At 56.5% G+C, this 20,136-nt stretch carries 22 protein-coding genes; 8 read left to right on the forward strand and 14 right to left on the reverse strand.

Annotated features, from left to right (window positions below; genetic code table 11):
• Nucleotides 1-19: 19 nt before the first annotated feature.
• The 3 genes from FEE96_RS08110 to FEE96_RS08120 are packed head-to-tail and all read right to left on the reverse strand — an operon-like array spanning nucleotide 20 to nucleotide 2,869.
• The gene (locus FEE96_RS08110; protein WP_138162513.1) at nucleotides 20-1,012 is read right to left on the reverse strand and encodes a YcjF family protein; all 993 of its coding nucleotides are present in this window, start codon (nucleotides 1,010-1,012) and stop codon (nucleotides 20-22) included.
• The gene (locus tag FEE96_RS08115) at nucleotides 1,002-1,457 is read right to left on the reverse strand and encodes a GNAT family N-acetyltransferase (RefSeq protein WP_138162514.1); all 456 of its coding nucleotides are present in this window, start codon (nucleotides 1,455-1,457) and stop codon (nucleotides 1,002-1,004) included. Before FEE96_RS08115 ends, FEE96_RS08110 begins: the two co-directional genes overlap by 11 nt.
• A complete protein-coding gene (locus tag FEE96_RS08120) occupies nucleotides 1,454-2,869 on the reverse strand; it encodes a YcjX family GTP-binding protein (protein ID WP_138162515.1) in 1,416 nt (471 codons plus the stop codon). Before FEE96_RS08120 ends, FEE96_RS08115 begins: the two co-directional genes overlap by 4 nt.
• Nucleotides 2,870-2,991: 122 nt before the next feature.
• Between FEE96_RS08120 and truA the strand changes: the two genes are divergently transcribed.
• The 3 genes from truA (at nucleotide 2,992) to FEE96_RS08135 (ending at nucleotide 5,003) form a co-directional block, all read left to right on the forward strand.
• On the forward strand, nucleotides 2,992-3,759 hold the full coding sequence (gene truA, locus FEE96_RS08125; protein ID WP_138162516.1) for a tRNA pseudouridine(38-40) synthase TruA: 768 nt from the start codon (nucleotides 2,992-2,994) through the stop codon (nucleotides 3,757-3,759).
• The gene (locus FEE96_RS08130) at nucleotides 3,756-4,304 is read left to right on the forward strand and encodes a hypothetical protein (RefSeq protein WP_138162517.1); all 549 of its coding nucleotides are present in this window, start codon (nucleotides 3,756-3,758) and stop codon (nucleotides 4,302-4,304) included. The genes truA and FEE96_RS08130 overlap by 4 nt, the downstream gene beginning before the upstream one ends.
• A 162-nt stretch (nucleotides 4,305-4,466) precedes the next feature.
• Nucleotides 4,467-5,003 carry a hypothetical protein gene (locus FEE96_RS08135; protein ID WP_138162518.1) on the forward strand — a complete coding sequence of 179 codons (537 nt, stop codon included), beginning with the start codon at nucleotides 4,467-4,469 and terminating at the stop codon, nucleotides 5,001-5,003.
• 52 nt (nucleotides 5,004-5,055) lie between these two features.
• Here the strand turns inward: FEE96_RS08135 and FEE96_RS08140 are convergent, their stop codons facing one another.
• The 4 genes from FEE96_RS08140 to FEE96_RS08155 all read right to left on the reverse strand — a co-directional run bounded on the left by FEE96_RS08140 (nucleotide 5,056) and on the right by FEE96_RS08155 (nucleotide 9,785).
• Nucleotides 5,056-6,291 (reverse strand): acyl-CoA dehydrogenase family protein, encoded by a 1,236-nt coding sequence (locus FEE96_RS08140; RefSeq protein WP_138162519.1) that lies wholly within the window; start codon nucleotides 6,289-6,291, stop codon nucleotides 5,056-5,058.
• 247 nt (nucleotides 6,292-6,538) lie between these two features.
• Complete coding sequence (gcvH, locus tag FEE96_RS08145; protein ID WP_138162520.1) at nucleotides 6,539-6,898, reverse strand: glycine cleavage system protein GcvH; 360 nt, start codon at nucleotides 6,896-6,898, stop codon at nucleotides 6,539-6,541.
• Nucleotides 6,899-6,988: 90 nt separating this feature from the next.
• Nucleotides 6,989-8,440, reverse strand: a complete 1,452-nt coding sequence (locus FEE96_RS08150; RefSeq protein WP_138162521.1) for a glutamine synthetase family protein — start codon at nucleotides 8,438-8,440, stop codon at nucleotides 6,989-6,991.
• A gap of 28 nt (nucleotides 8,441-8,468) precedes the next feature.
• Nucleotides 8,469-9,785, reverse strand: a complete 1,317-nt coding sequence (locus tag FEE96_RS08155) for an aromatic ring-hydroxylating dioxygenase subunit alpha (protein WP_138162522.1) — start codon at nucleotides 9,783-9,785, stop codon at nucleotides 8,469-8,471.
• Nucleotides 9,786-9,922: 137 nt separating this feature from the next.
• Here FEE96_RS08155 and FEE96_RS08160 point away from each other — a divergent pair, with 137 nt between their 5' ends.
• Nucleotides 9,923-10,699 carry an IclR family transcriptional regulator gene (locus FEE96_RS08160; protein ID WP_138162523.1) on the forward strand — a complete coding sequence of 259 codons (777 nt, stop codon included), beginning with the start codon at nucleotides 9,923-9,925 and terminating at the stop codon, nucleotides 10,697-10,699.
• Between the two features lie 8 nt (nucleotides 10,700-10,707).
• Here FEE96_RS08160 and FEE96_RS08165 read toward each other — a convergent pair whose 3' ends face one another.
• Nucleotides 10,708-11,055, reverse strand: a complete 348-nt coding sequence (locus FEE96_RS08165) for a hypothetical protein (protein ID WP_138162524.1) — start codon at nucleotides 11,053-11,055, stop codon at nucleotides 10,708-10,710.
• Between the two features lie 187 nt (nucleotides 11,056-11,242).
• Here FEE96_RS08165 and FEE96_RS08170 point away from each other — a divergent pair, with 187 nt between their 5' ends.
• The 3 genes from FEE96_RS08170 to FEE96_RS08180 all read left to right on the forward strand — a co-directional run bounded on the left by FEE96_RS08170 (nucleotide 11,243) and on the right by FEE96_RS08180 (nucleotide 13,564).
• Entirely contained in the window at nucleotides 11,243-12,064 is an 822-nt protein-coding gene (locus tag FEE96_RS08170) for a bifunctional allantoicase/(S)-ureidoglycine aminohydrolase (RefSeq protein ID WP_138162525.1), read from the forward strand.
• A gap of 78 nt (nucleotides 12,065-12,142) precedes the next feature.
• On the forward strand, nucleotides 12,143-12,457 hold the full coding sequence (locus tag FEE96_RS08175; RefSeq protein WP_138162526.1) for a hypothetical protein: 315 nt from the start codon (nucleotides 12,143-12,145) through the stop codon (nucleotides 12,455-12,457).
• Nucleotides 12,458-12,577: 120 nt separating this feature from the next.
• Complete coding sequence (locus FEE96_RS08180) at nucleotides 12,578-13,564, forward strand: type I glyceraldehyde-3-phosphate dehydrogenase (RefSeq protein ID WP_138162527.1); 987 nt, start codon at nucleotides 12,578-12,580, stop codon at nucleotides 13,562-13,564.
• 3 nt (nucleotides 13,565-13,567) lie between these two features.
• Here the strand turns inward: FEE96_RS08180 and FEE96_RS08185 are convergent, their stop codons facing one another.
• The 4 genes from FEE96_RS08185 to puuE all read right to left on the reverse strand — a co-directional run bounded on the left by FEE96_RS08185 (nucleotide 13,568) and on the right by puuE (nucleotide 17,843).
• Complete coding sequence (locus FEE96_RS08185) at nucleotides 13,568-14,194, reverse strand: hypothetical protein (protein ID WP_138162528.1); 627 nt, start codon at nucleotides 14,192-14,194, stop codon at nucleotides 13,568-13,570.
• 110 nt (nucleotides 14,195-14,304) lie between these two features.
• Entirely contained in the window at nucleotides 14,305-15,738 is a 1,434-nt protein-coding gene (locus tag FEE96_RS08190) for a uracil-xanthine permease family protein (protein WP_138162529.1), read from the reverse strand.
• Between the two features lie 64 nt (nucleotides 15,739-15,802).
• Nucleotides 15,803-16,288: an ureidoglycolate lyase gene (locus FEE96_RS08195; protein ID WP_138162530.1), complete on the reverse strand. Its 486-nt coding sequence runs from the start codon at nucleotides 16,286-16,288 to the stop codon at nucleotides 15,803-15,805.
• A 136-nt stretch (nucleotides 16,289-16,424) separates the two neighbouring features.
• On the reverse strand, nucleotides 16,425-17,843 hold the full coding sequence (gene puuE, locus FEE96_RS08200) for an allantoinase PuuE (protein WP_138162531.1): 1,419 nt from the start codon (nucleotides 17,841-17,843) through the stop codon (nucleotides 16,425-16,427).
• 155 nt (nucleotides 17,844-17,998) lie between these two features.
• On the opposite strand from puuE, the gene uraH reads away from it, so the two are divergent.
• Nucleotides 17,999-18,355, forward strand: a complete 357-nt coding sequence (gene uraH / locus FEE96_RS08205) for a hydroxyisourate hydrolase (RefSeq protein ID WP_138162532.1) — start codon at nucleotides 17,999-18,001, stop codon at nucleotides 18,353-18,355.
• A 142-nt stretch (nucleotides 18,356-18,497) separates the two neighbouring features.
• On the opposite strand, the gene FEE96_RS08210 is transcribed toward uraH, so the two are convergent.
• On the reverse strand, nucleotides 18,498-18,896 hold the full coding sequence (locus tag FEE96_RS08210; protein ID WP_138162533.1) for a DUF1761 domain-containing protein: 399 nt from the start codon (nucleotides 18,894-18,896) through the stop codon (nucleotides 18,498-18,500).
• 210 nt (nucleotides 18,897-19,106) lie between these two features.
• Nucleotides 19,107-20,048, reverse strand: coding sequence for a LysR family transcriptional regulator (locus tag FEE96_RS08215; protein WP_138162534.1), 942 nt, complete (start codon nucleotides 20,046-20,048; stop codon nucleotides 19,107-19,109).
• Between the last annotated feature and the right edge of the window lie 88 nt (nucleotides 20,049-20,136).

A 20,136-nucleotide genomic window follows, 5' to 3' on the forward strand; every position in this document is an offset into this window, starting at 1 on the left:
GGCTTTAGCCTATAACCTGTTATTGCGATGCTTTGGAAAACAAGCCCGTCAGTGCCCGTTTCACAACAGCGCGCACCTTGGGTTTGCGCTCCTGCGAGAAAGGCATCGGCCGACAGACATCCATCGCGGCGATGCCAACGCGGGCCGTCAGAGCACCATTGACCAGCCCCTCGCCAAACCGGCGCGACAGTTTTGACAAAACGGACCCGCCCAGGACCGGCTCCAGCAAATCATCGCCCACCGCAACGGCCCCTGTTGCCACCAGATGTGACAGCACGGCACGGGTGAGCCTCCAAGAGCTGAAGAACCCACCGCGCCCGCCATAGATCTCGGCCACCTTCCGGATCATCCGCATCGACGACACCAGCGCCGTCACCACATCCGCCAGCGCCAGCGGCACCAGGGCAGTCACCATGGCAACCTGCCGCGCGGCGGCTTCGACCTCACGCAGCGCCATAGCATCTAAGGGCACCAACAATTCTGCCTCGGTCAGATGTAACACGGCATCGGCGTCCATCAGGTCCTGCCGACGTTCCGCCAGCCGCGCCCGTCCCCAGGACAGTTCCTCGCGATGGGAATAGAAACGGTCGATCCGGGTAGCATAGGCATTGGCCAAGGCCAGATCGCCCTGCGCCTTATCCGCGCCCCGGCGCAGCCCGTCCACCCGGCGCAATCGCGCCAGCGCAGCCAGTTCACGCAACCCCATAAACAGGGCCAGCCCCAGAGCCACCGCCAAGGCAACCGTCACCGCCCAGCCCAGTATCGGTATCCGCAAAATCAAATCGCTGGCAAAATCCCAAGCGGCAACTGAAATGACAGCGCCAACCAGCGCCGCAATGACACTCCAAAACCAACGGGACAGCCGGGACGGCTTGCCCGCCACCATTTTGGCCGCTTGTTGCAGTGCGGCAGTTTGCGGCTCCGACGTCAGTTCGGGCACCGCTTGCGCGGCAGCAACATCTGGCAGAAGGTCATTTTCTTCGAGGTCAAATACAACCGGCTTATTGCTCATGCCAGTTCCCCTGTGCCCATTGTAAGAAAATATCCGGCAGGCCTTCATCGTTGTTCGTGCCGTCACCGCGCCCGATTTCAATAAACCCCTGTCGATGGTAGAACCGCCGCGCGGCCTCATTTGCTTCGAAAGTTCGCAACACCAATTCTGGGCTGACCTCCTTGGCTTCCTCTAGCAACGCCCGGCCAAAGCCCTGCCCCCGGGCATCATCCGCCAGATAAAGCGAACAGACTTCACTCCTGTCGCGTGCCAAAAAACCAACCATTTGCCCCTGAACCTCTGCCACAGTAACCCACCCACGATCAATCATGGTGCGGCAAAGTTTGGTCACTTCGTCCAGCGTGTACAGGTTTGGCATCCAATTGGTGCCCTGCTGAAACTGATGCACGATTTCCCCGGCGGCCTGTGCATCATCGGCAATTGCCGCGCGGATATGCACGGTCATAACCGATCTCCGATCAGAAATTCAGCCGCCCGGTCCAGCCGGATATGAGGTGGCCCATAGCCTGGTTTCATCTTTATTTTTGCCGGGGCAAACGCCATTGCCTGATACTCTCCGCTCAACCAGTCCCTGGCGCCGGTACGCGCCGCGCCCAAAAGTTCGCCGGGATCGTCCGGCAATGTTCCGGGGTAAAAAGCTGCCTGTTTTCCGCTGTCCAACAAAGTACCGCGAACGCAGGGCAGATCAGCCCCACTATGGTTGCGAATTTCCTCTGTTGTAGCGCGTAGCGAAGCCAGCGCAAGGGCCGATGTCTGAGCCCCGGAAAACTGAGCCCGATCTTGTGCCTCACGGGTCAAGGCCTTGATGATAGATGTCATTTGCGGGTGCTGCGTGTGGTGCAGATGATCCGCCTTGGTGGCTGCGAACAGAATTTTTTCAACACGCTTACCGCGCAACAATCGTGACAATAGCGCATTACCGCCCGGCCTGAATGCACTTAAGATATCGCCCATCGCATGCCGCAAATCTTCTAATGCGCGTGGCCCGGAATGGATCGCGGTGAGGGCATCCACCAGAACGACCTGCCGATCAATTCGGGCAAAGTGATCGCGGAAGAATGGTGTTACGACCTTGCGCTTATAGGCCTCATAGCGGCGCTGCATCTCGCGGTGGATTGAACCACGCTGTGACGCGGCAGAAAAGGGAATTGGCGCAAAGGTCAACACCGGTGAGCCCGCCAGATCCCCGGGCAGCAAAAACCGCCCCGGCGTACAATCGTAATAGCCATCCACACGTGCCGCATTCAGGTAATCCGTAAATGCCTTGGCCAGTTGCTGTGCGGTGTCTTCGTCATGTGCTGCGGTGGCATCGACGGATTTTGCCCGTTTCAGAAAGTCACGCGCAGAGCCCCGTTTCCGAATTCGCTCAAGCACCTCTGCCGACCAGGCGTCATAGCTTTTATCCAGCAGCGCCAGATCAAGCAGCCATTCACCCGGATAGTCAACAATGTCGATATGGACCGTCCTCGGCCCCTGCAACCCAGACAAAAGCCCCGACGGCGCCAACCGCAGGCTCAACCGCAATTCGGAAATTGCCCGTGTGCTGTCTGGCCACTGTGGCGCAGGCCCGGTCAGTGCTGCCAGATGTGTCTCATAATCAAACCGCGGCACAGTATCGTCTGGCTGAGGCTGCAAGAAAGCCGCATTAATCCGGCCATCCCGCGCTGCTGCCAGTTGCACCATACGGCCCCGATCCAACAGATTTGCTACCAGAGATGTGATGAACACAGTTTTGCCAGAACGTGCCAGACCAGTTACACCCAGCCGGATGGTGGGTTCAAAAAACCGTTCAGACACGGAATCGCCGATGCTCTCAACACCACGTGCAATCCCGTCGGCCAATGAAGAAATCACCAAATCTGCACCTTATCCAAATACTTACCCGCTAAGATAGTCATGCTAAACCTTGGTTACCACCCTAATCGGGTGTGCAAAGACAAGACTTGTGCGAGCTAACATAGCGCGGTACTTGCCCCGCCATGCCTCGTTTTGCTTTAAAAGTCGAATACCAAGGTGCACCTTTCGCCGGATGGCAGCGCCAGAAAGATCAGCCCTCGGTGCAGGGCGCGATCGAGACGGCATTGGCACGTCTGGAGCCTGGCCCCCACACCATTGCTGCTGCCGGTCGTACCGACGCAGGCGTACATGCTGTCGGTCAGGTGGCGCATTGTGATCTGACGCGCAATTGGGATCCCTTTCGCTTGTCCGAGGCATTGAATTATCACTTAAAACCCGCCCCTGTGGCCATTGTTGCCTGTGTTCAGGTGGCGGATGACTGGCACGCACGGTTCTCGGCGCTGGAGCGGCAATATCTGTTCCGCATCCTGACACGTCGAGCACAACCCACCCATGACGAAGGCCAAGTCTGGCATTTGAAACATGATCTGGATGTGGAGGCCATGCAGGCTGGCGCTGACATGTTGCTTGGTCGCCACGACTTCACCACGTTCCGCTCGACCATCTGTCAGGCCGAAAGCCCGGTCAAAACGCTGGATGAATTGCGGGTTGAGCGCGTTAATGGATTTTCGGGCCCGGAAATCCACTTTCACGTCCGCGCCCGGAGCTTTCTACACAACCAGGTGCGCAGCTTTGTCGGCACCCTGGAACGGGTTGGCGCTGGTTCCTGGTCCCCCCAAGACGTTGGCGATGCACTGGCCGCCCGGGAACGCGCGGCCTGTGGCCCAGTCTGTCCTGGTCATGGGCTTTATTTGGCGCGGGTTGGATATCCTGAGGACGTGTTTACATGACATTTGCGATTTCATTCATTGATGATGCAATCGATGATAGAGCTAAAGGGTCCATTTCTTTGGGCAGCACCGTGGAAACCTTCTGCTCGGATCTTAGCGATTACTCGTGTGACGACTACAAGGCACAGTGGACAAAGGCGATAAATCTCGCTCTGAATGAAAGACGCACAACAGCCATCTTTAAAAGTATCGAATTGGCCGAGAATGGTATTGGGCATCTGTGGCTATATCCCATAGTCCCGTCTGAACACGCTGGCGATACATCTGAAAAACAAGCTCTCCTTGAAGATTTTCCGCAGGACGCCTCTGATGGTGTCTATCTCACCGAGAGGTTTATGAATGTTACCATTCGCCCCGAGAACTTCAACGAACGCCACTTCGTGCAATACGAAGACGGCACAGTTGGCGAGGAACTGGCTCTTTACTATTTGAACCTCTCATCCCCAGAGAGCTTTTTTGGCTATTTACATGATAATGTGAGCCACATTTCACATTGGTATTTCTCTAACTCAGACCTGAAGCATTATCTTTCCCGCACAGCTTAGCTTTTCGGTTTTTACAATCCTGTTTAAGAAAAACTAGGTTAGGGTCGCTATTGCGCCCAATTCAAATTGCCTTTGCGCAGAGTCCCGCTATCTCGAAAACTGGAGAGACAGGCTGGCAAATGCCAGCCAACATCACATGGGATCGCAACCAAAGGTGATACAATGCCCGATGACATCCAAACCCTCGAGAGAAAAGTCCAGAGCATCGAGAAGACGCTAGAAGCCAAGCTGAAGGCCAACAAACAAGAAGATGCAAAACGCGCGGCCAAGATTGAAAGTCAGGCAGATCAGTCGGCGCAGAACGTACAAACCCTCGTGAAAAAATTCACCGAAATCGACAGTCATCTAAAAACCAATGACTCACAAATCAAGGCAAACACCCAAGACACCGAAGGCAACCGCCAGGCCCTGATCCGCGCGCGAAAATATGTCGACACAGCGGTTCAAGGGATCGGGTCTCAGGTCAAGGCCAACGCCCACGAAGCGGAAGAAAACAGGCTGGCTCTGGTCCGTGCGCGCAAATACGTCGACGACCACGACACCACACTCGAAAAGAAGATCACCGAGCTAAAGAAACTAATCTCGGAGATGGAAAAACGGCACGTGAAACTGGTCGATACCCAGATCAAGAATTATGACAAGCTGATCCGTAAGGTGATCTCGCAAGAGGTGGCCAAGGTTGCCAAAGACAAACGCTGAACGCACCACAATCCGACCCTGAGTCTGGATCAAAGCAGGCTAGGCGCACCACCTACATCCTTTCTTGCGTGTACTTCTTCAGCTCAACCCGCGCCACCTGACGCCGATGCACCGCATCTGGCCCATCTGCCAGCCGCAGGGTGCGCACATGGGTCCAGGCCTGCGCCAGCGGAGTGTCTTGGGAAATCCCTTGCCCGCCAAACATTTGCACGGCCTCGTCGATCACTTTCAGCGCCACCCGTGGGGCCACAACCTTGATTTGGCTGATCCACGGTGCCGCCGCACGGGCATCCCCCTGATCCATGTACCAGGCCGCCTTCAGGCACAGCAGCCGCGCCATTTCGATCTCCATCCGGCACTCGGCGATGATGTCGTAATTGGCGCCCAGCTGAGCCAGCTTTTTGCCAAAAGCCTCGCGCTCCAGCGACCGTCGGCACATCTGTTCAAGCGCAATTTCCGCCTGCCCCACCGCCCGCATACAGTGGTGGATACGGCCAGGTCCAAGACGCCCTTGGGCAATTTCAAACCCGCGCCCTTCACCCAACAGGATATTCTCGGCTGGCACCCGAACATTTGTAAACCGGATATGCATATGGCCATGTGGCGCATCATCACTGCCATAGACCTGCATGGGCCGCAGCACTTCAATCCCCGGCGTATCCGCTGCCACCACAATCATCGATTGTCGCTGATGTTTGGGCTTTTCTTCACCGGCGGTCCGCACCATCACGATGTAAACCTTACAGCGGGGGTCCCCAGCCCCACTGGCCCACCACTTTTCGCCATTCAGAACATAGTCATCGCCGTCGCGCACACAGGACATCGCCACATTGGTCGCGTCTGAGCTGGCCACATCCGGCTCGGTCATCAGATAGGCCGAGCGGATCTCGCCAGCCAATAACGGCGCGAGCCAGCGCTCTTTCATGGCCGCACTTCCATAACGCTCGAACACGTCCATGTTGCCGGTGTCGGGGGCGGCGCAGTTGAACACTTCAGCCGCCAAGGGAGTCTTGCCCATCTGTTCGGCAAAATAAGCGTATTCCACCGTGTTCAAACCAAAACCTTTGTCGCTGTCAGTCAACCAGAAATTCCACAGACCCGCCGCCTTGGCTTTGGCTTTCAACCCTTCCAGAATCTCAGCCTGACGCTCCGTATAGGTCCATCGGTCTCCTTTGCCGATCTCAGCGTGATAATCATCCTCCAGCGGCATAATCTCATCACGGATCATCGCAGTGACCCGATCCAACAGGGTGCGTATCTCTTGCCGCATTCCAAAATTCATGTCCATCAGCCTCGACCTTCCCAACAACCGCTCTGCGTATGGGGAACCATGTCTCAGCCACCTCAGCCTGTCTACCAGAGTGACGAAACGTAACCGCGTCAAACGTCGACAATCCTTGCTCAGCGGATCTCTTCATCTAGCCAAAAGTATCCCCGCCGGAGGCCAGGGCCCTTTTACAAAAAGGTCCAAAACCCAAAGCGGCGGGCCCTGTTGGGCCCGCCACAATATTCTAGATCAAATAAGGAGATTACTCTCAGCCGATAAACTTCTGATACTCAGCTTCATCCATGTAATCATCCATCACCGACAGGTCTGATGCCTTGATCTTAAAGAACCATGCACCACCTTGGGCGTCTTCGTTAACCAGACCGGGTGTGTCGGCCAGGCTTTCGTTGACTTCAACAATCTCACCATCCAAAGGCGACAGAATATCAGACGCGGCTTTGACCGATTCAATCACCACTACTTCTTCGTCTTTTGTCACTTCCATGCCCGCTTCGGGCAGTTCGATGAACACAACATCGCCCAGCTGCTCGGCAGCATGTGAGGTGATGCCAACCACAATCAGATCGTCTTCGGGCAACAACCATTCATGTTCTTCGGTGAATTTCATCTTTGGTTTCCTTTGGACCTAAGGAGTATACGTTGCCGACAATCTATCAATCCCACCACATCCGTTCAAGCAACATCGCAGCACTAAGGCTCAGTATAAGTTGAAATACTCCGTCTGCTCCCATTCGCTGACGGTGTTCAAATAGCGGTTCCACTCAAACCGTTTGAGATGCAGTAGATAGTCCGAAAAATCACTTCCCAGGGCCCGCCGGAACAGCGAAGAGGCCTCAAACGCCTGTAGGGCATCCCCTAATGAGCGCGGCAGCTGTTCACCTTCGCCCTCATAGGGGGATTGCGTCGGAGCAGGTGCCACCCGACCATTGGAAATGCCTTCCCCGCCGGCAATCAACTGCGCTGCCAACGCGTAATAGGGGTTGGCGGAGGTATCAGGGGCGCGGTTTTCAATCCGGCTTGCGCCGTCCCCCTCCTGCAGCAGGGCCCGCAGCATGGCGCCCCGGTTGTCTTCGCCCCATTGAATTTTGTTCGGTGCCAGTTGAAACGGCAGGTAGCGTTTATAGCTGTTGACGCTGGGTGCGATCAGCACCGAAGCAGCAGCGGCGTGGGTCAGCAACCCGGCGATCCAGCCACTGGCCTGCGGGGTCAACCCGCCACCTTCATCCGGCATGAAAAGATTACGACCGCTGTTCACATCCAGCAGTGACTGGTGAATGTGCCAGCCATTGGCCATGGTGTTTTCCAACCTTGGCTTGGCCATAAAGCTGGCGTGCAACCCCTTCGCCGCGCAGACCTGTTTCACCATAGTGCGGAACATCACCAGCGCATCCGCCTGGGTCATCGGGTCAGCTGGGTCAAAGGTAAATTCAACCTGGCTGGGACCCATTTCGATCTCAACCGACCGTACGGCCAGCCCCAGCCCCTGGGCGTAGCGTCGCAGAACGTCCAGAATGCCTTCCAGCTCGCCATATCGGTTTTCGGTCAGAAACTGATAGCCCTGCGCCAGATTGCGGGTCTCAACCGGGGCGCCAGGCATTTCAGACTGACTGTGGTTCGTGGCAGTATCCGTGCGCTCAAAGATGTGAAACTCAACTTCCAACCCAATCACAGCGGCCATGTTCTGATCGGCCAACCGGTCCATCGCACGTCGCAGCACATGGCGCGCACTAAACGGGATCGGGCGTCCATCCCGAAACACGACATCACAAAAAATCCATGCGGAATGCGGCGACCAGGGCAACACCCGAAACGTTTCTGGGCACGGCACCAGCAACACGTCATTGGCCCCCTGCATCGGACCCGCCTGAATGCCACTGTTGTGTGACCACACATCAAAGGCTGTCCGATGTGAGGTATCCTTCAACAATAATGTGGAGGGTACAGCGATACCGGCGCTAAACACCGAAGCAAAGGCACTGGCAACGATGGTCTTACCGCGCAAAATACCATGCTGATCAACAAACAGCACCCGAACTGTTTCAATACCGTCAGACTGTACCTGCGCCACCAGATCGGCAGCCCTCGCTCCATCTTCAGCTGACAACAGCCCCATTTGGGCCAGCTTGCCCGCCTTAAATGTCTCACGCATGATGCGCATCCTCCCGCAGTAACATGCCCTAGACAGACGCATCCCAAGGGCAGGCATCACGCCGCGCAGCGTCGGACTCCGCAGTGGCCTTGGTCCAGTCACCATCCTTGGCAATGGCATCGTTGGAGACTGGGCCAAACAGGGTGGAAAGGTCCAGCCCCTTTCGCATCAGCAACGCGTCGTCACGATCTTCTTTGACGGCCGCGATGGCCGCGCGCAGCATCCGACGATTGCGGACGATCGCCACATCTGTCTTGCCCAGATGTTCTTGCGTTCGATCCTGTATAGCGCCCATGCTTTCAACCGCCCACTGGTCATGCACGTTGATGTCCAAACCCATGCCCGTATAGGTTTCGCTTTCCTGCTCAGCAGCATCATAACCATAATTGTTATGGGCGCCTTTCAGTGGTGCATAATCCGGCAGGCTGTGTTCTTGCAGTCGCTGTTCGCGCATCAGCTCTTTGTCGACCGGGTCGGTGTAGCTGGTGAACATCGAGAACCAATAGCAGTTTTCGTCGTCAATCGGCACATGCCACTGGGTGATGGTCATTTCACGCGACATTGGGATACAGATTGCCTGTGGGAATATCTGGTTGGTCACCCGAACATGGGTCTGTCCGCCATCGAGGTGGCGCAATGCGGTCAGCTTTAACCCGTAATCAGTCTCATCGACCTGAATTTCGGGTCGTGGATAGTCGCGCAACACCTTGGTGATTGGGATATTTGTATCTGCAGCATTGTCGCGGAATTGCTTACCATAACTGTCGGCCGGATCTTCATCTTGCAAAAACCGGTGCAGGAACGAGGCATGGGCCGGATCGATGCCCACCTCAAGTGCCTGCAACCAATTACACTTCCACAAGCCCTTAAAGGCAAAGACATGCGTACCTGGCGCACGGAAGCAATCAAAGTTCGGAAAGGCAGGTGGCTCACCCGGCCCCATATAGGCCCATATGATACCGTTCTTTTCCACCACCGGATAAGAGGTGGACTGGATCTTCTCGTGCATCCGGCTGCCCTCAGGCTCACCCGGTTGTTCAACACACTGCCCAGTGCGGTCAAAATGCCAGCCGTGGAACGGACAGCGCAGCCCATTGTCCTCTAGCCGACCAAAGCACATGTCAGCGCCGCGATGCGGACAGTGTCGACCGATCAATCCCAGCTCGCCAGAACTGTCGCGAAACAGAACCAGGTCTTCGCCAAGCAGCTTAACGGGCACCACTGGGCGCTTTTGATCCAATTCATCCAACAGCGCGGCTGGTTGCCAATATCGTCGCAGGACCTCGCCGGCATCACTGCCCTTGCCCACTCTGGTGAGACTATCGTTCATCTCTTGGCTGATCATTGCGGGCTCCTGTTCGCTGGCAAATCGGAAAGCTTAGCCTTGACTTAGTTCGCATAACGAACTAATCGCTGCCTATACGATCAAATTGCAAGAGCCACTCCGTTCTGTCAAGACCGGACAGTCCAATGAGGTTAAAGATGCCAAACACTGTGCAGGACCGTAACATTTCGTCCAGCTTTGCCAAAGGCTTGGCCGTGTTGGCTGTGTTCGACGCCCAAACCCCCAGCATGAGCCTGGCAGAGATTGCCCGTCGCACAGGTCAGGACCGGGCGACTGCACGGCGCGGCGCGCTCACATTGGTTCAGGCGGGATATCTGCGTCAAGACGGCCGCATGTTGTCGCTGACCCCAAGAGTGCTGGAACTGGCCGGGGGCTTTCTGCAAGCCAATCAATTTGGCCGCCATGTGCAACCCCTATTGGATCACCATGCCACCAGTCTGGGGGCTGAGATGACATTGGCAATGCTGGACCATGGTCAGGTGCTACTGCTGGCGCAATCAACGGTAGACCACGGGCCTGTAACCTACGGCTTTACGCCGGGCGCGCGTATCCCACTGATCCACACCAGCCTAGGCCGGATGCTACTCGCCTGCCTGCCCCAGGAGCAGGTCGAAAAAATAATACACAGCGCCGAAATTCCCAGTCATACGGAACAATCAATCCAAAATCCCGGCACCATCCTTGAGCGGATTTCACAGGCCCGCCGCAACGGGCTTGTCGTCACCGACAGTGAATTTGAAGTTGGCATCATTGGATATGCTGTTGTGGTCTCACGCCCGGGCGACACACCTGTCGTGGTGGGAAGTTCAGCCCCGCGAGGTCTGAATGCGCAGCACCAACCCGAGAAAATCCTACGGGAACTACAGCTCTGCGCTGCTGAACTCCGCCAGGCTGGCGCTGTCGCGGGGTTATAGCGTCTTCCTCATGGCTGCAGCACCCAGATCCCATCAGCATTTTTGCAGCGACGAGTATGGATGAGTATTGGCTTGTCTTTGCCACCCGCCGTCGCCTCATGGCGTAGCAAAACACAATTACCACTGGCTTCCTGAAGCCGCACAGTGCCTGCCGCACCTGACTCGCTATTGCTCCATTGGACCGAGGCCCCCGCTTTGGGCGTACCGCGTTCGTACAGCCCGGCAGCATATTGCCCCATCAGGTCAAAATCTTCACTACTAAGACCACTTTCGGCCAAAATACGCGACAATGGTTTTGCTTGGACAACGGCCCCAACGGTGACCAGAACAGCGCAAGCACAAAGAAGCTTTTTCATAAATATCCCTCAATTCAGCGATGCCACCAACGCAGCTCTCTCCAGCGTTACACCTCTCCCGCGGGATTGTCCAAAGCCCACCGCGCGATATTCAAATATTTGCGAAGAATGCTATTTCATTAGGCCATCTTTCAGCCGGTCGGCGACACTCGCATAGTTGCGCCAATCATAGAGAAAGGATCCGCACATGGCGTCGCCCACCTATCACACTCCCCACGGGGGCCATCCGGGGCAAGAGCAACTGCTGACCGATCGCGCAATGTTCACTGACGCCTATGCGGTGATCCCCAAAGGCACCATGCGCGATATCGTGACCTCATTTCTGCCCGGCTGGAATGGAATGCGGATGTGGGTGATTGCCCGCCCTCTTAGCGGCTTTGCCGAGACATTTTCTCAGTACATCGTCGAGCTGCAACCTGGTGGCGGATCAGACGCCCCCGAGAGCGATGAAACCGCGCAGGCCGGGTTGTTTGTCACTGAAGGTGATCTTGAGCTGACCATCGACGGATCAGCCCATGCATTGACACCGGGCTGCTTTGCCTACCTGCCCGCTGGCGGCAATTGGACAATCCATAACACAAGCACTGCCAATGCTTCATTCCACTGGATTCGCAAACAGTGGAAATCTGCACCGGGCGTTCAAAAGCCCAAGGCCTATGTGGTCAACGAACAGGACATCGCCCCAAATGTGATGCCCGATACCGAAGGCCGCTGGGCCACAACCCGGTTCATGGATCCTGAAGACATGAGTCACGACATGCACGTCACAGTGGTGACTTTTGAACCCGGCGGCGTGATCCCGTTCCTTGAAACCCACGTGATGGAACACGGACTTTTCGTGCTTGAAGGCAAGGCCGTCTACAAGCTGAACCAGGACTGGGTCGAAGTGGAAGCCGGCGATTTTATGTGGCTGCGCGCTTTCTGCCCGCAGGCCTGTTATGCGGGCGGGCCGGGCCGGTTCCGCTATCTGCTGTACAAAGACGTCAACCGTCACATGCCGCTGGGTTGAAACCAACGGGCTGATCACCATTGCATGTGACGGCGCAAACGCTAGGGTTGGGGCAAACATTTAAGCCGGAGATTTGCCATGTTAAAACACCTGACCCTAGCCGCGACACTGGGCTTGGCACTGACGCCTCTGGCACAGGCCAAAGAGGCCCCTGGCAAACAGGTCACAGTGCTGGGCCGCAATTGGGTGGTGACTGCTGTCGAGGACGCACCAGGACGTTACCGTGCAGAACGGTTGAATGTGGAACTTATTCCCTTTCGCCCACCAGCGATGATTGGATCCCGTCAGGCTGTGCGCGCTTTTAAGGCCGCCACCGGATGCAGCGCCAACATTGACACCTTAGTACAGTCGATCGACGGCTCTTACTCTGCCCAAATGATCTGCCCAAATTAATCCAGCTTGGGCAAAACGGCGCGACCCAGTTGTGAGCTGGATTGCGCCGTTCACAAAATGTGATCAAATTCACCGCCAAAGTGGATTGAGCCGCACCACAACCCCTGCCATAGCTACGTCATGAAGATTGCAATCAACGGATTCGGCCGCATCGGCCGCGCAATTCTGCGCCAAATCCTGACCTCTCCACGAGGTGCAGGCATTGAAGTGGTACTGATTAACGATATCGCGACACAAGAGATGTGCGCCTATCTGTTTCAGTACGACAGCACCTTTGGGCCCTTCCCTGCACCCGTTGAGGTGGGCGACAGCACGCTGAACGTTTTGGGTCACTCTATCCCGATGAGCCACCATGCTGACCTGACGCAGGCAGACCTATCTGGTGTTGATGTAGTGTTAGAATGTACCGGCATTGCCCGAACCTCTGACGTGGCCGAGCGTGGTCTGGCAGCGGGGGCAGGTAAGGTGTTGATCTCAGGTCCCTCGCCCGCTGCCGAGCAAACCGTGGTTCTGGGCGCCAATGACGAGGCGCTGAAAGGCGCCCGGATTGTGTCAAACGCATCCTGTACGACCAATGGGCTGGCCCCGCTGGTCAATCTGATAAATCAAATCGCGGGTATTGATACCGCCCATATGACCACCATTCACTGCTATACCAATAGCCAGCCCATGGTCGACGCACCGCGTGGTGACTTTGCCCGTTCCCGCGGTGGTGCTCAGTCCATGGTGCCTACAACCTCTTCAGCAACAGATCTGATTGACCAGGTTCTGCCGCATCTGGCAGGCCGGATCAGCGGTGCAGCAGTGCGGGTCCCGTCGGCCTCTGTCTCAGCTGTTGATCTGGTCGCTCAGCTGTCACAACCCTTCGCTGAGGATAGATTTGTCGCTGCCCTGAAAGAGGGCGTTGCCAACTCACCTGTGTTGGGTTGGACAGAAATGCCACTGGTGTCATCAGACCTGCGTGCACGACCGGAATCACTGGTTATCGCTGCCCCCGAGACCCGAATGGTGGGGGATCGTCAGGTCCGGGTGTTTGGGTGGTATGATAACGAATGGGGATTTTCCGCCCGGATGCTGGATGTGGCGCGGCGAATGGCAGCGGAATAAATGCTATCTACACTTAGCCGCCAATAGAGATAGCTCGCGTTCGCGCCCTGAAACCTCAGTGTAAACTGTTGAAAATACTTGCTTGTACTGTGGAAGCGATTTCTGAGCGTAGATGCGCACGGCCTCTGCAAGTTGATCTTTTTCAAGCTGCCCTGTCATTTCGAACCCTGCTGTTACCAGCCCTTCCACTTCCGCAAACGCATTGGAAAGACGGCTGGCGGCATCTGCATCAAGCGCTAACCGTTTGACCACAAATGTCAGGTTCCTAAGGTCGGATTGGGCTTTGCCTGTCGATTTACTAAGTGTTCCGGTTGGCCCGAAAAAACCGCCATCGTCGATCCCAAGCACAAGACCAGACTGCATTTCGATAAGAGCCTGAGACTGCGCATGTAGCAGAGTATTCGACAGCATCCCAATTTTGCGAAACACGCTTATGATTTCCGCTGTTTCTGCAAAGAACTTGATAGAGCAACCATCCTTGTGGCCCTTAGCAATCGCTGCCTGCCAAAACATCGCACTACAAAGACAGGCCGCACCAACAATAGACGCAAAGCGGGCGGCTAAGCTCGGCTCTTTCACCCAATGACGCCCTATGCGCACCAACAAATTCTCCGCTACACGATTCCCCATCACTCCCCTTGTAAGCTTACATCAAAACGCTGCAACCGTCCCAACGCCCAAAAAAACATTCGATCAGCAACTTGTGAGAGCGCGAGGGGCTGCCCCCTCGCGCCTGTAGCTTACTCTCCCGGCAGGCTGCCCTCTCCATGGCCGGCATGACCACCAGAGACCTCGTCGGTGGATTCATCTGCCAGCTCTTCAGGCAGGAGCAGGTTCAATACCATCGCCAGGGCCGCAGCAGGCAACAGCCCCGAGGTCATCAGGATGCGCAGCGTATCTGGCAGGTGCTGCACAGCACCCGGCTCTAACTGCAGGCCGAGGCCAATCGACAGCGAGATGGCAAAGATCACCATGTTGCGACGGTTCCAGTTTACGTCTGACAGCATCGAAATACCTGCGGCAACAACCATGCCAAACATCACGATGACACCACCGCCCAGCACCTCAATTGGAATGGTACGGATGATGGCCCCCACCTTTGGGATCAGCCCGCAAATGATGAGGAAAATCGCACCAATTGTCACCACGTGGCGGCTCATCACACCGGTCATAGCAATCAGGCCAACGTTCTGGCTAAACGAAGTGTTGGGCATGGCACCAAACAGGCCAGCAACTGCCGAACCGATACCGTCGGCATAGGTGGCCCCTTCGATTTCCTTGTCGGTTGCTTCACGACCGGCACCCCCCTTGGTGATACCGCTGACATCACCAACCGTTTCAACAGCCGAGACAAAGGCCATCAGACAGAACCCCAAGATCGCAGCGATGGACAGCTCAAAGCCGTATTTGAATGGAACTGGCAATGCAAAGGCGGAGGCACGCGACCAGCTGGTCCCAATGGCTTCAACGGTGACCATACCCATCATCAGCGCATAAACATAGCCGACGGCCAGGCCCAGCAACACGGCTGAGATCGACAACATGCCACGGGTAAAGAACTTGAGCCCAAGGGTTACAACAATCACCACCAGCGCCGCAGACCAGTTCAAAAGCGAGCCATACTCAGCCGCACCTGACATCTTGGCAGGGACACCACCAGCCGCATATTGAATGCCAACTTTGACCAGCATCAGACCAATCATCAGCACCACAAGCCCCGTGACCAGTGGTGGCAGGGCAAAGCGGATCTTGCCGATCACCGTTCCCAAAGCAGCATGGAAAATGCCGCCAATGATGACACCGCCATACAGGGCCGCCAGCGCATCAACGCCCTTGCCCGCCACTAGCGGGATCATAATTGGTAAGAAGGCAAAGCTGGTGCCTTGTACAATCGGCAGCGCCGCGCCTACAGGACCAACAGTCACCGTCTGCAACAGCGTCGCAACGCCGGCAAACAGCATCGACATCTGGATCATATAGAGCAGTTCCGGAAAATCGGGTGAGTTGGAGCCAAAGCCAAATCCAGCCGCCCCCGCCACGATGATGGCTGGCGTGACGTTGGATACAAACATTGCCAGCACATGTTGAATGCCCAGCGGAATGGCCCGCGATAACGCAGGCGTATAATTGGGATCGCGCAGTTGCTGCGGCGTCCCTATGGAACCAGTTGACATAGTGTCCTCCCTAATGGTCGTTCCGTGTTGGTCCTTGCCACCTCTCATGCGGGTAGCTTTGGATTTATGGGCGCGACACCGTATAAGGCGTGTCGAACCAGTATTCTTCAAGATTGTCGCCGTCCCCAATCCGGTCGACGACAGCAAACATCCCCGGTGCCGACAGTGGTGTCAGTACCCCGTGCCAAGTGCCGCGATGCAGGTTGATTGATTGCCCCGGCGCGGTTTCAAACGCCAGTGGTGTGCCGGGCTTGCCGTCCTGATCCGGGGCCACAATGACCAGAAAGCTGGTCTGTGACATTGGGATAAAAGCCTGACTGCCGTCGGGATGCCGTTCAACCATATCCAGCGTATGAGGAAAACTGCGTGGCTGCGCATCAAACAGAGAGATCCCGGCGCGACCGCCGTGGAAGTCCATCTCGGCCAGATCATGATGGCGACCACAGAGGCCCTGATTGATCAATTTGTCGGGCTGAGATTTGAGCTCCAGCACATCACCAAAGGGGGCAAAGGCTGCGGCGGTCAGCGGTTGGGTGAGGATTGCTGTCATTTGATTTGGCACTCAACAGTAGGGATGCGTTTGCCCGTGGTGGGCGCGAATGCGCCCGCTTTGGGGGCGGGCGGGCGCATCCCGGATCGCAAGCAATCCGGGAGATAAGTAAGGGAATGGGCTACCGCAGCTACAATCACGACGGCAAAACATCGCGCAGCCGGAACTCGGCAATGCGTTCAACCTGTTTACAGGCCTCGGCAAACTCAACCTCGCGACTGTTATTAATCCGACGATGGAACGCCGCCATAATGCTCGCCTTATCATGATCGCGTACCGCAATGATGAACGGGAAACCGTGCTTTTCTACGTACTCGCTGTTCAACCGGGTAAAGGTGTCACGCTCCTCATCCGTCAGCATGTCCAACCCGGCACCAGCTTGCTCGCCCGTGCTTTCTGCCGTCAACCGTCCAGCCGATGCCAGTTTCCCGGCCAGATCCGGGTGCGCCGTCAACACGCCGAGCCGCTCGTCCTCACTGGCACTGCGGAACATCCGCGACAGCGCGTTGTGCAGACCGCCAGCCGTGTCATGCGCAGGGCCCAGCTCCAGATCAAAGGCCCGGTCGGCAATCCAAGCTGAATGCTCAAAAATGGAACCATATTTGCCCACAAAGGTCTCGCGCTCCATTTGGCTCGGACGCTCATACCGCTGATGCGGATGGGTCTTGGCCCAGTGTTCGGCAATATCAATGCGACGCGGACACCAGACACCCTCGAACCCTTGGATGTACTCGATAAAGCGCTTCAACCCGGCGATCTTACCCGGACGCCCAATCAAACGACAGTGCAAGCCGATGCTCATCATCTTAGCCGCACCCTGACCGCCCTCGGCATAGAGCACGTCAAAGGCATCTTTGAGATATGAGAAGAACTGCTCACCCGTTGTATATCCGGGTGCCGTGGCAAAGCGCATGTCATTGGCTTCCAGCGTGTAAGGGATGATCAATTGATCGCGATCGCCCTGCTCTCGCCAATGGGGGAGATCATCATCGTAGGTGTCCGAGATGTAATCAAATCCACCCTCTTCAGTTACCAGTCGCACGGTGTTTGCGCTGCAACGGCCTGTGTACCAACCCCGCGGGCGCTCTCCGACCACTTCCGTATGCAGCCGCACCGCCTCGGCAATAGTGGCGCGTTCATCGTCCTCGGGCATGTCCTTGTGTTCGACCCATTTCAGGCCATGGCTGGCGATCTCCCAACCTGCTGATTTCATCGCTGACAACTGGTCGGGACAGCGTGCCAGTGCCGTGGCGACTCCGTAAATGGTAACCGGGATATCCACCCCGGTGAACAGCCGGTGCAAGCGCCAGAAACCGGCCCGCGCGCCATATTCATAGATCGATTCCATGTTCCAGTGGCGTTGACCGGCCCAGGGTGCCGCGCCAGGGATATCAGACAAAAAGGCTTCCGACCCGGCGTCGCCGTGCAAGACATTATTCTCGCCGCCCTCTTCGAAGTTCAGCACAAACTGCACCGCCACACGGGCCTCCCCCGGCCACTGCGCATTGGGAGGGGTTGCGCCATATCCGATCATGTCGCGCGGGTATCTGGTCATACGGGCTGGCCTTTTAAGCAAATGGATTACCCCTTAGTATGACAGAAGATGAGGGCGGTTTTTCAAATATTCCCGAAGGCACTGTCAATTTCACCAAGTTTGCAAGTGACGCAGCTCTGCGGCAGGAGTGATAAAAGGCATTAGGAGAACGCAAGATGACAGGCTATCTGACCACGCATGTTCTGGACACCGCCCGCGGTTGCCCAGCGGCAGGACTAAAGATCACACTGTATCAGATTGACGGTGACAGCCGCACCAAGCTGGTTGAGATGGAGACCAATGACGACGGCCGCACCAACGCGCCAATCCTGCCGCAAGGTGACTTTGCCACCGGCACCTACGAATTGGTGTTTCAGGCGGGGGATTACCTGCGCGCCAGTGGCCAGGCCAAAGATGATCCACTGTTCCTGGATCAGGTGCCAATCCGCTTTGGCATGAGTGACCCGGACGCACATTACCATGTGCCCCTGCTGCTATCTGCCTTTGGCTATTCCACCTACCGCGGCAGCTGACTCAGCTCCCGATCCCACTGACGGTGCACTCCCGCCCAGCGCCACCTGCATCAAAGATGCCGGCGCGCCCGTTGGGCGTGGCGCCTGCGGCGTGGCAGCGGTGCCTTCATGTGGTCAGCATCGCTACTTTTATAGGAACCGCTCACATCATGTTGCGGAAGATGCCCTGACAAATCACCATGGTGACGCCGCTGGCCAGCCAATATCCGGCATCCACCGCCCGCGCATAGGCGCTGTTCTGACGGAACATGCCCCCCGCGTAGCCCATGACTGAAAATCCAACCACCGCCAGGATGATGGTGAACAGGGCATTGTTTACAGCGGTGACGCCAACCAGCCAGCTGACGAGAAAAAGCCCTGAAATCTGGCTTATCATCGCCCCCGTGGGCATCTCATTGGCAGCGCCCATCTGCACGCCGACCCCTTTGGCCCACTTTACACCAAACAGTTTGGGCGAATACCAGAGCCAGCCCAGCATAAACGACGCTATCGCGCCAGCAATAACCCCGGCCCAGCTGACACCTTGTAAAAGTTCTTCCATCAATGATCCCCTTGTTGATTTCTTTTGCAGGCCACGCCCACCTATATTTAACCATATCGTTAATTATCTCGACAGATATGGTTAGTCAACAAGGGTTGCTGTTCAGGCAGTCAAACAATCGTTGCGGTGCCCCATGCCGACCACCTAACGGCCTGCACCGCGCGACGCGCGGTGCCATGCCCAAACCCTGCAATGCGCCCCTTGGCGCCTTCAGGGGCGGGAGACTTCCCTTGCAACACGAGCCTCAGCCTCGCGCACCGCTCGCCCCATCCGCTCAGTTATAAAATCCATAAACAGGCGGGTTTTGGGATCCTGATGTCGGCGGTGCGTATAAAGGCAAGCCATCTGAATCGGCACCGGAGGAGTCTGTGTCACCACAGGTACCAATCGCCCTTCACAAAGGTGGTCCGCCACTTCAAACACCGGCTTCAGCGCAATCCCATGCCCGGCCAGTGCCCAATCAGTCAACACATCGCCGTCATCACATTCATAGCGCCCGGACACCGCGTACCGTTTCGGTCCATCAGGTGTTTGCAGCATCCACTGGAATTCAGCCGCCCCCGGATACCGCAGGTTCAGACAATCATGGGTTCCACTCACCAAATCAGCGCCGCTGTTTGGAGCTCCCTCCCGCGCAATATATTCAGGTGAAGCGCAGAGCACACGTTGGCAGTCGGCCACCTTGCGAATACGCAGATTACTGTCCTCAGGCTGCCCGAGGAAAAACGCCAGATCCAGCCCTTCGGTTGTCAGGTCCACCGAGCGATCCGTCAATCGTAACCGGATGCTGATCTCTGGGAACTCAGACAGGAATTCCGGCACCTGTGGCGCCACCAACCTGCGACCGGCTCCCAGTGGCGCGGCCACAAACAACGATCCCCGCGGCACTTCGGTCAGGTGCATCACCTTGGCCTCGGCTGCATCCACCGTCTCCAGCACAGCCACAGCTCCGGTGTAGAACGCCTTGCCCTGCTCAGTTGGGCTCAGATTGCGCGTGGTACGTTGAAATAGTCTCACCCCTAGATAGTCTTCGAGTTGCGAAATTCTCGCAGAGGTGACCGCAGGCGAAATACGCAGATCTCGCCCCGCAGCTGACATCGAGCCCAGCTCATAGACCCTTACAAAGGTCCGTATGTTATCAAGATAGGACATTGTTCCATTTTTTTTGATACAGTTTGATAATATGTGGGAATACCGAATAATCCAGACTTTGCCTAGAGTGGCAGTAGACAACAATGAT

The organism is Parasedimentitalea maritima (assembly GCF_005771405.1).
Lineage (GTDB): Bacteria > Pseudomonadota > Alphaproteobacteria > Rhodobacterales > Rhodobacteraceae > Parasedimentitalea > Parasedimentitalea maritima.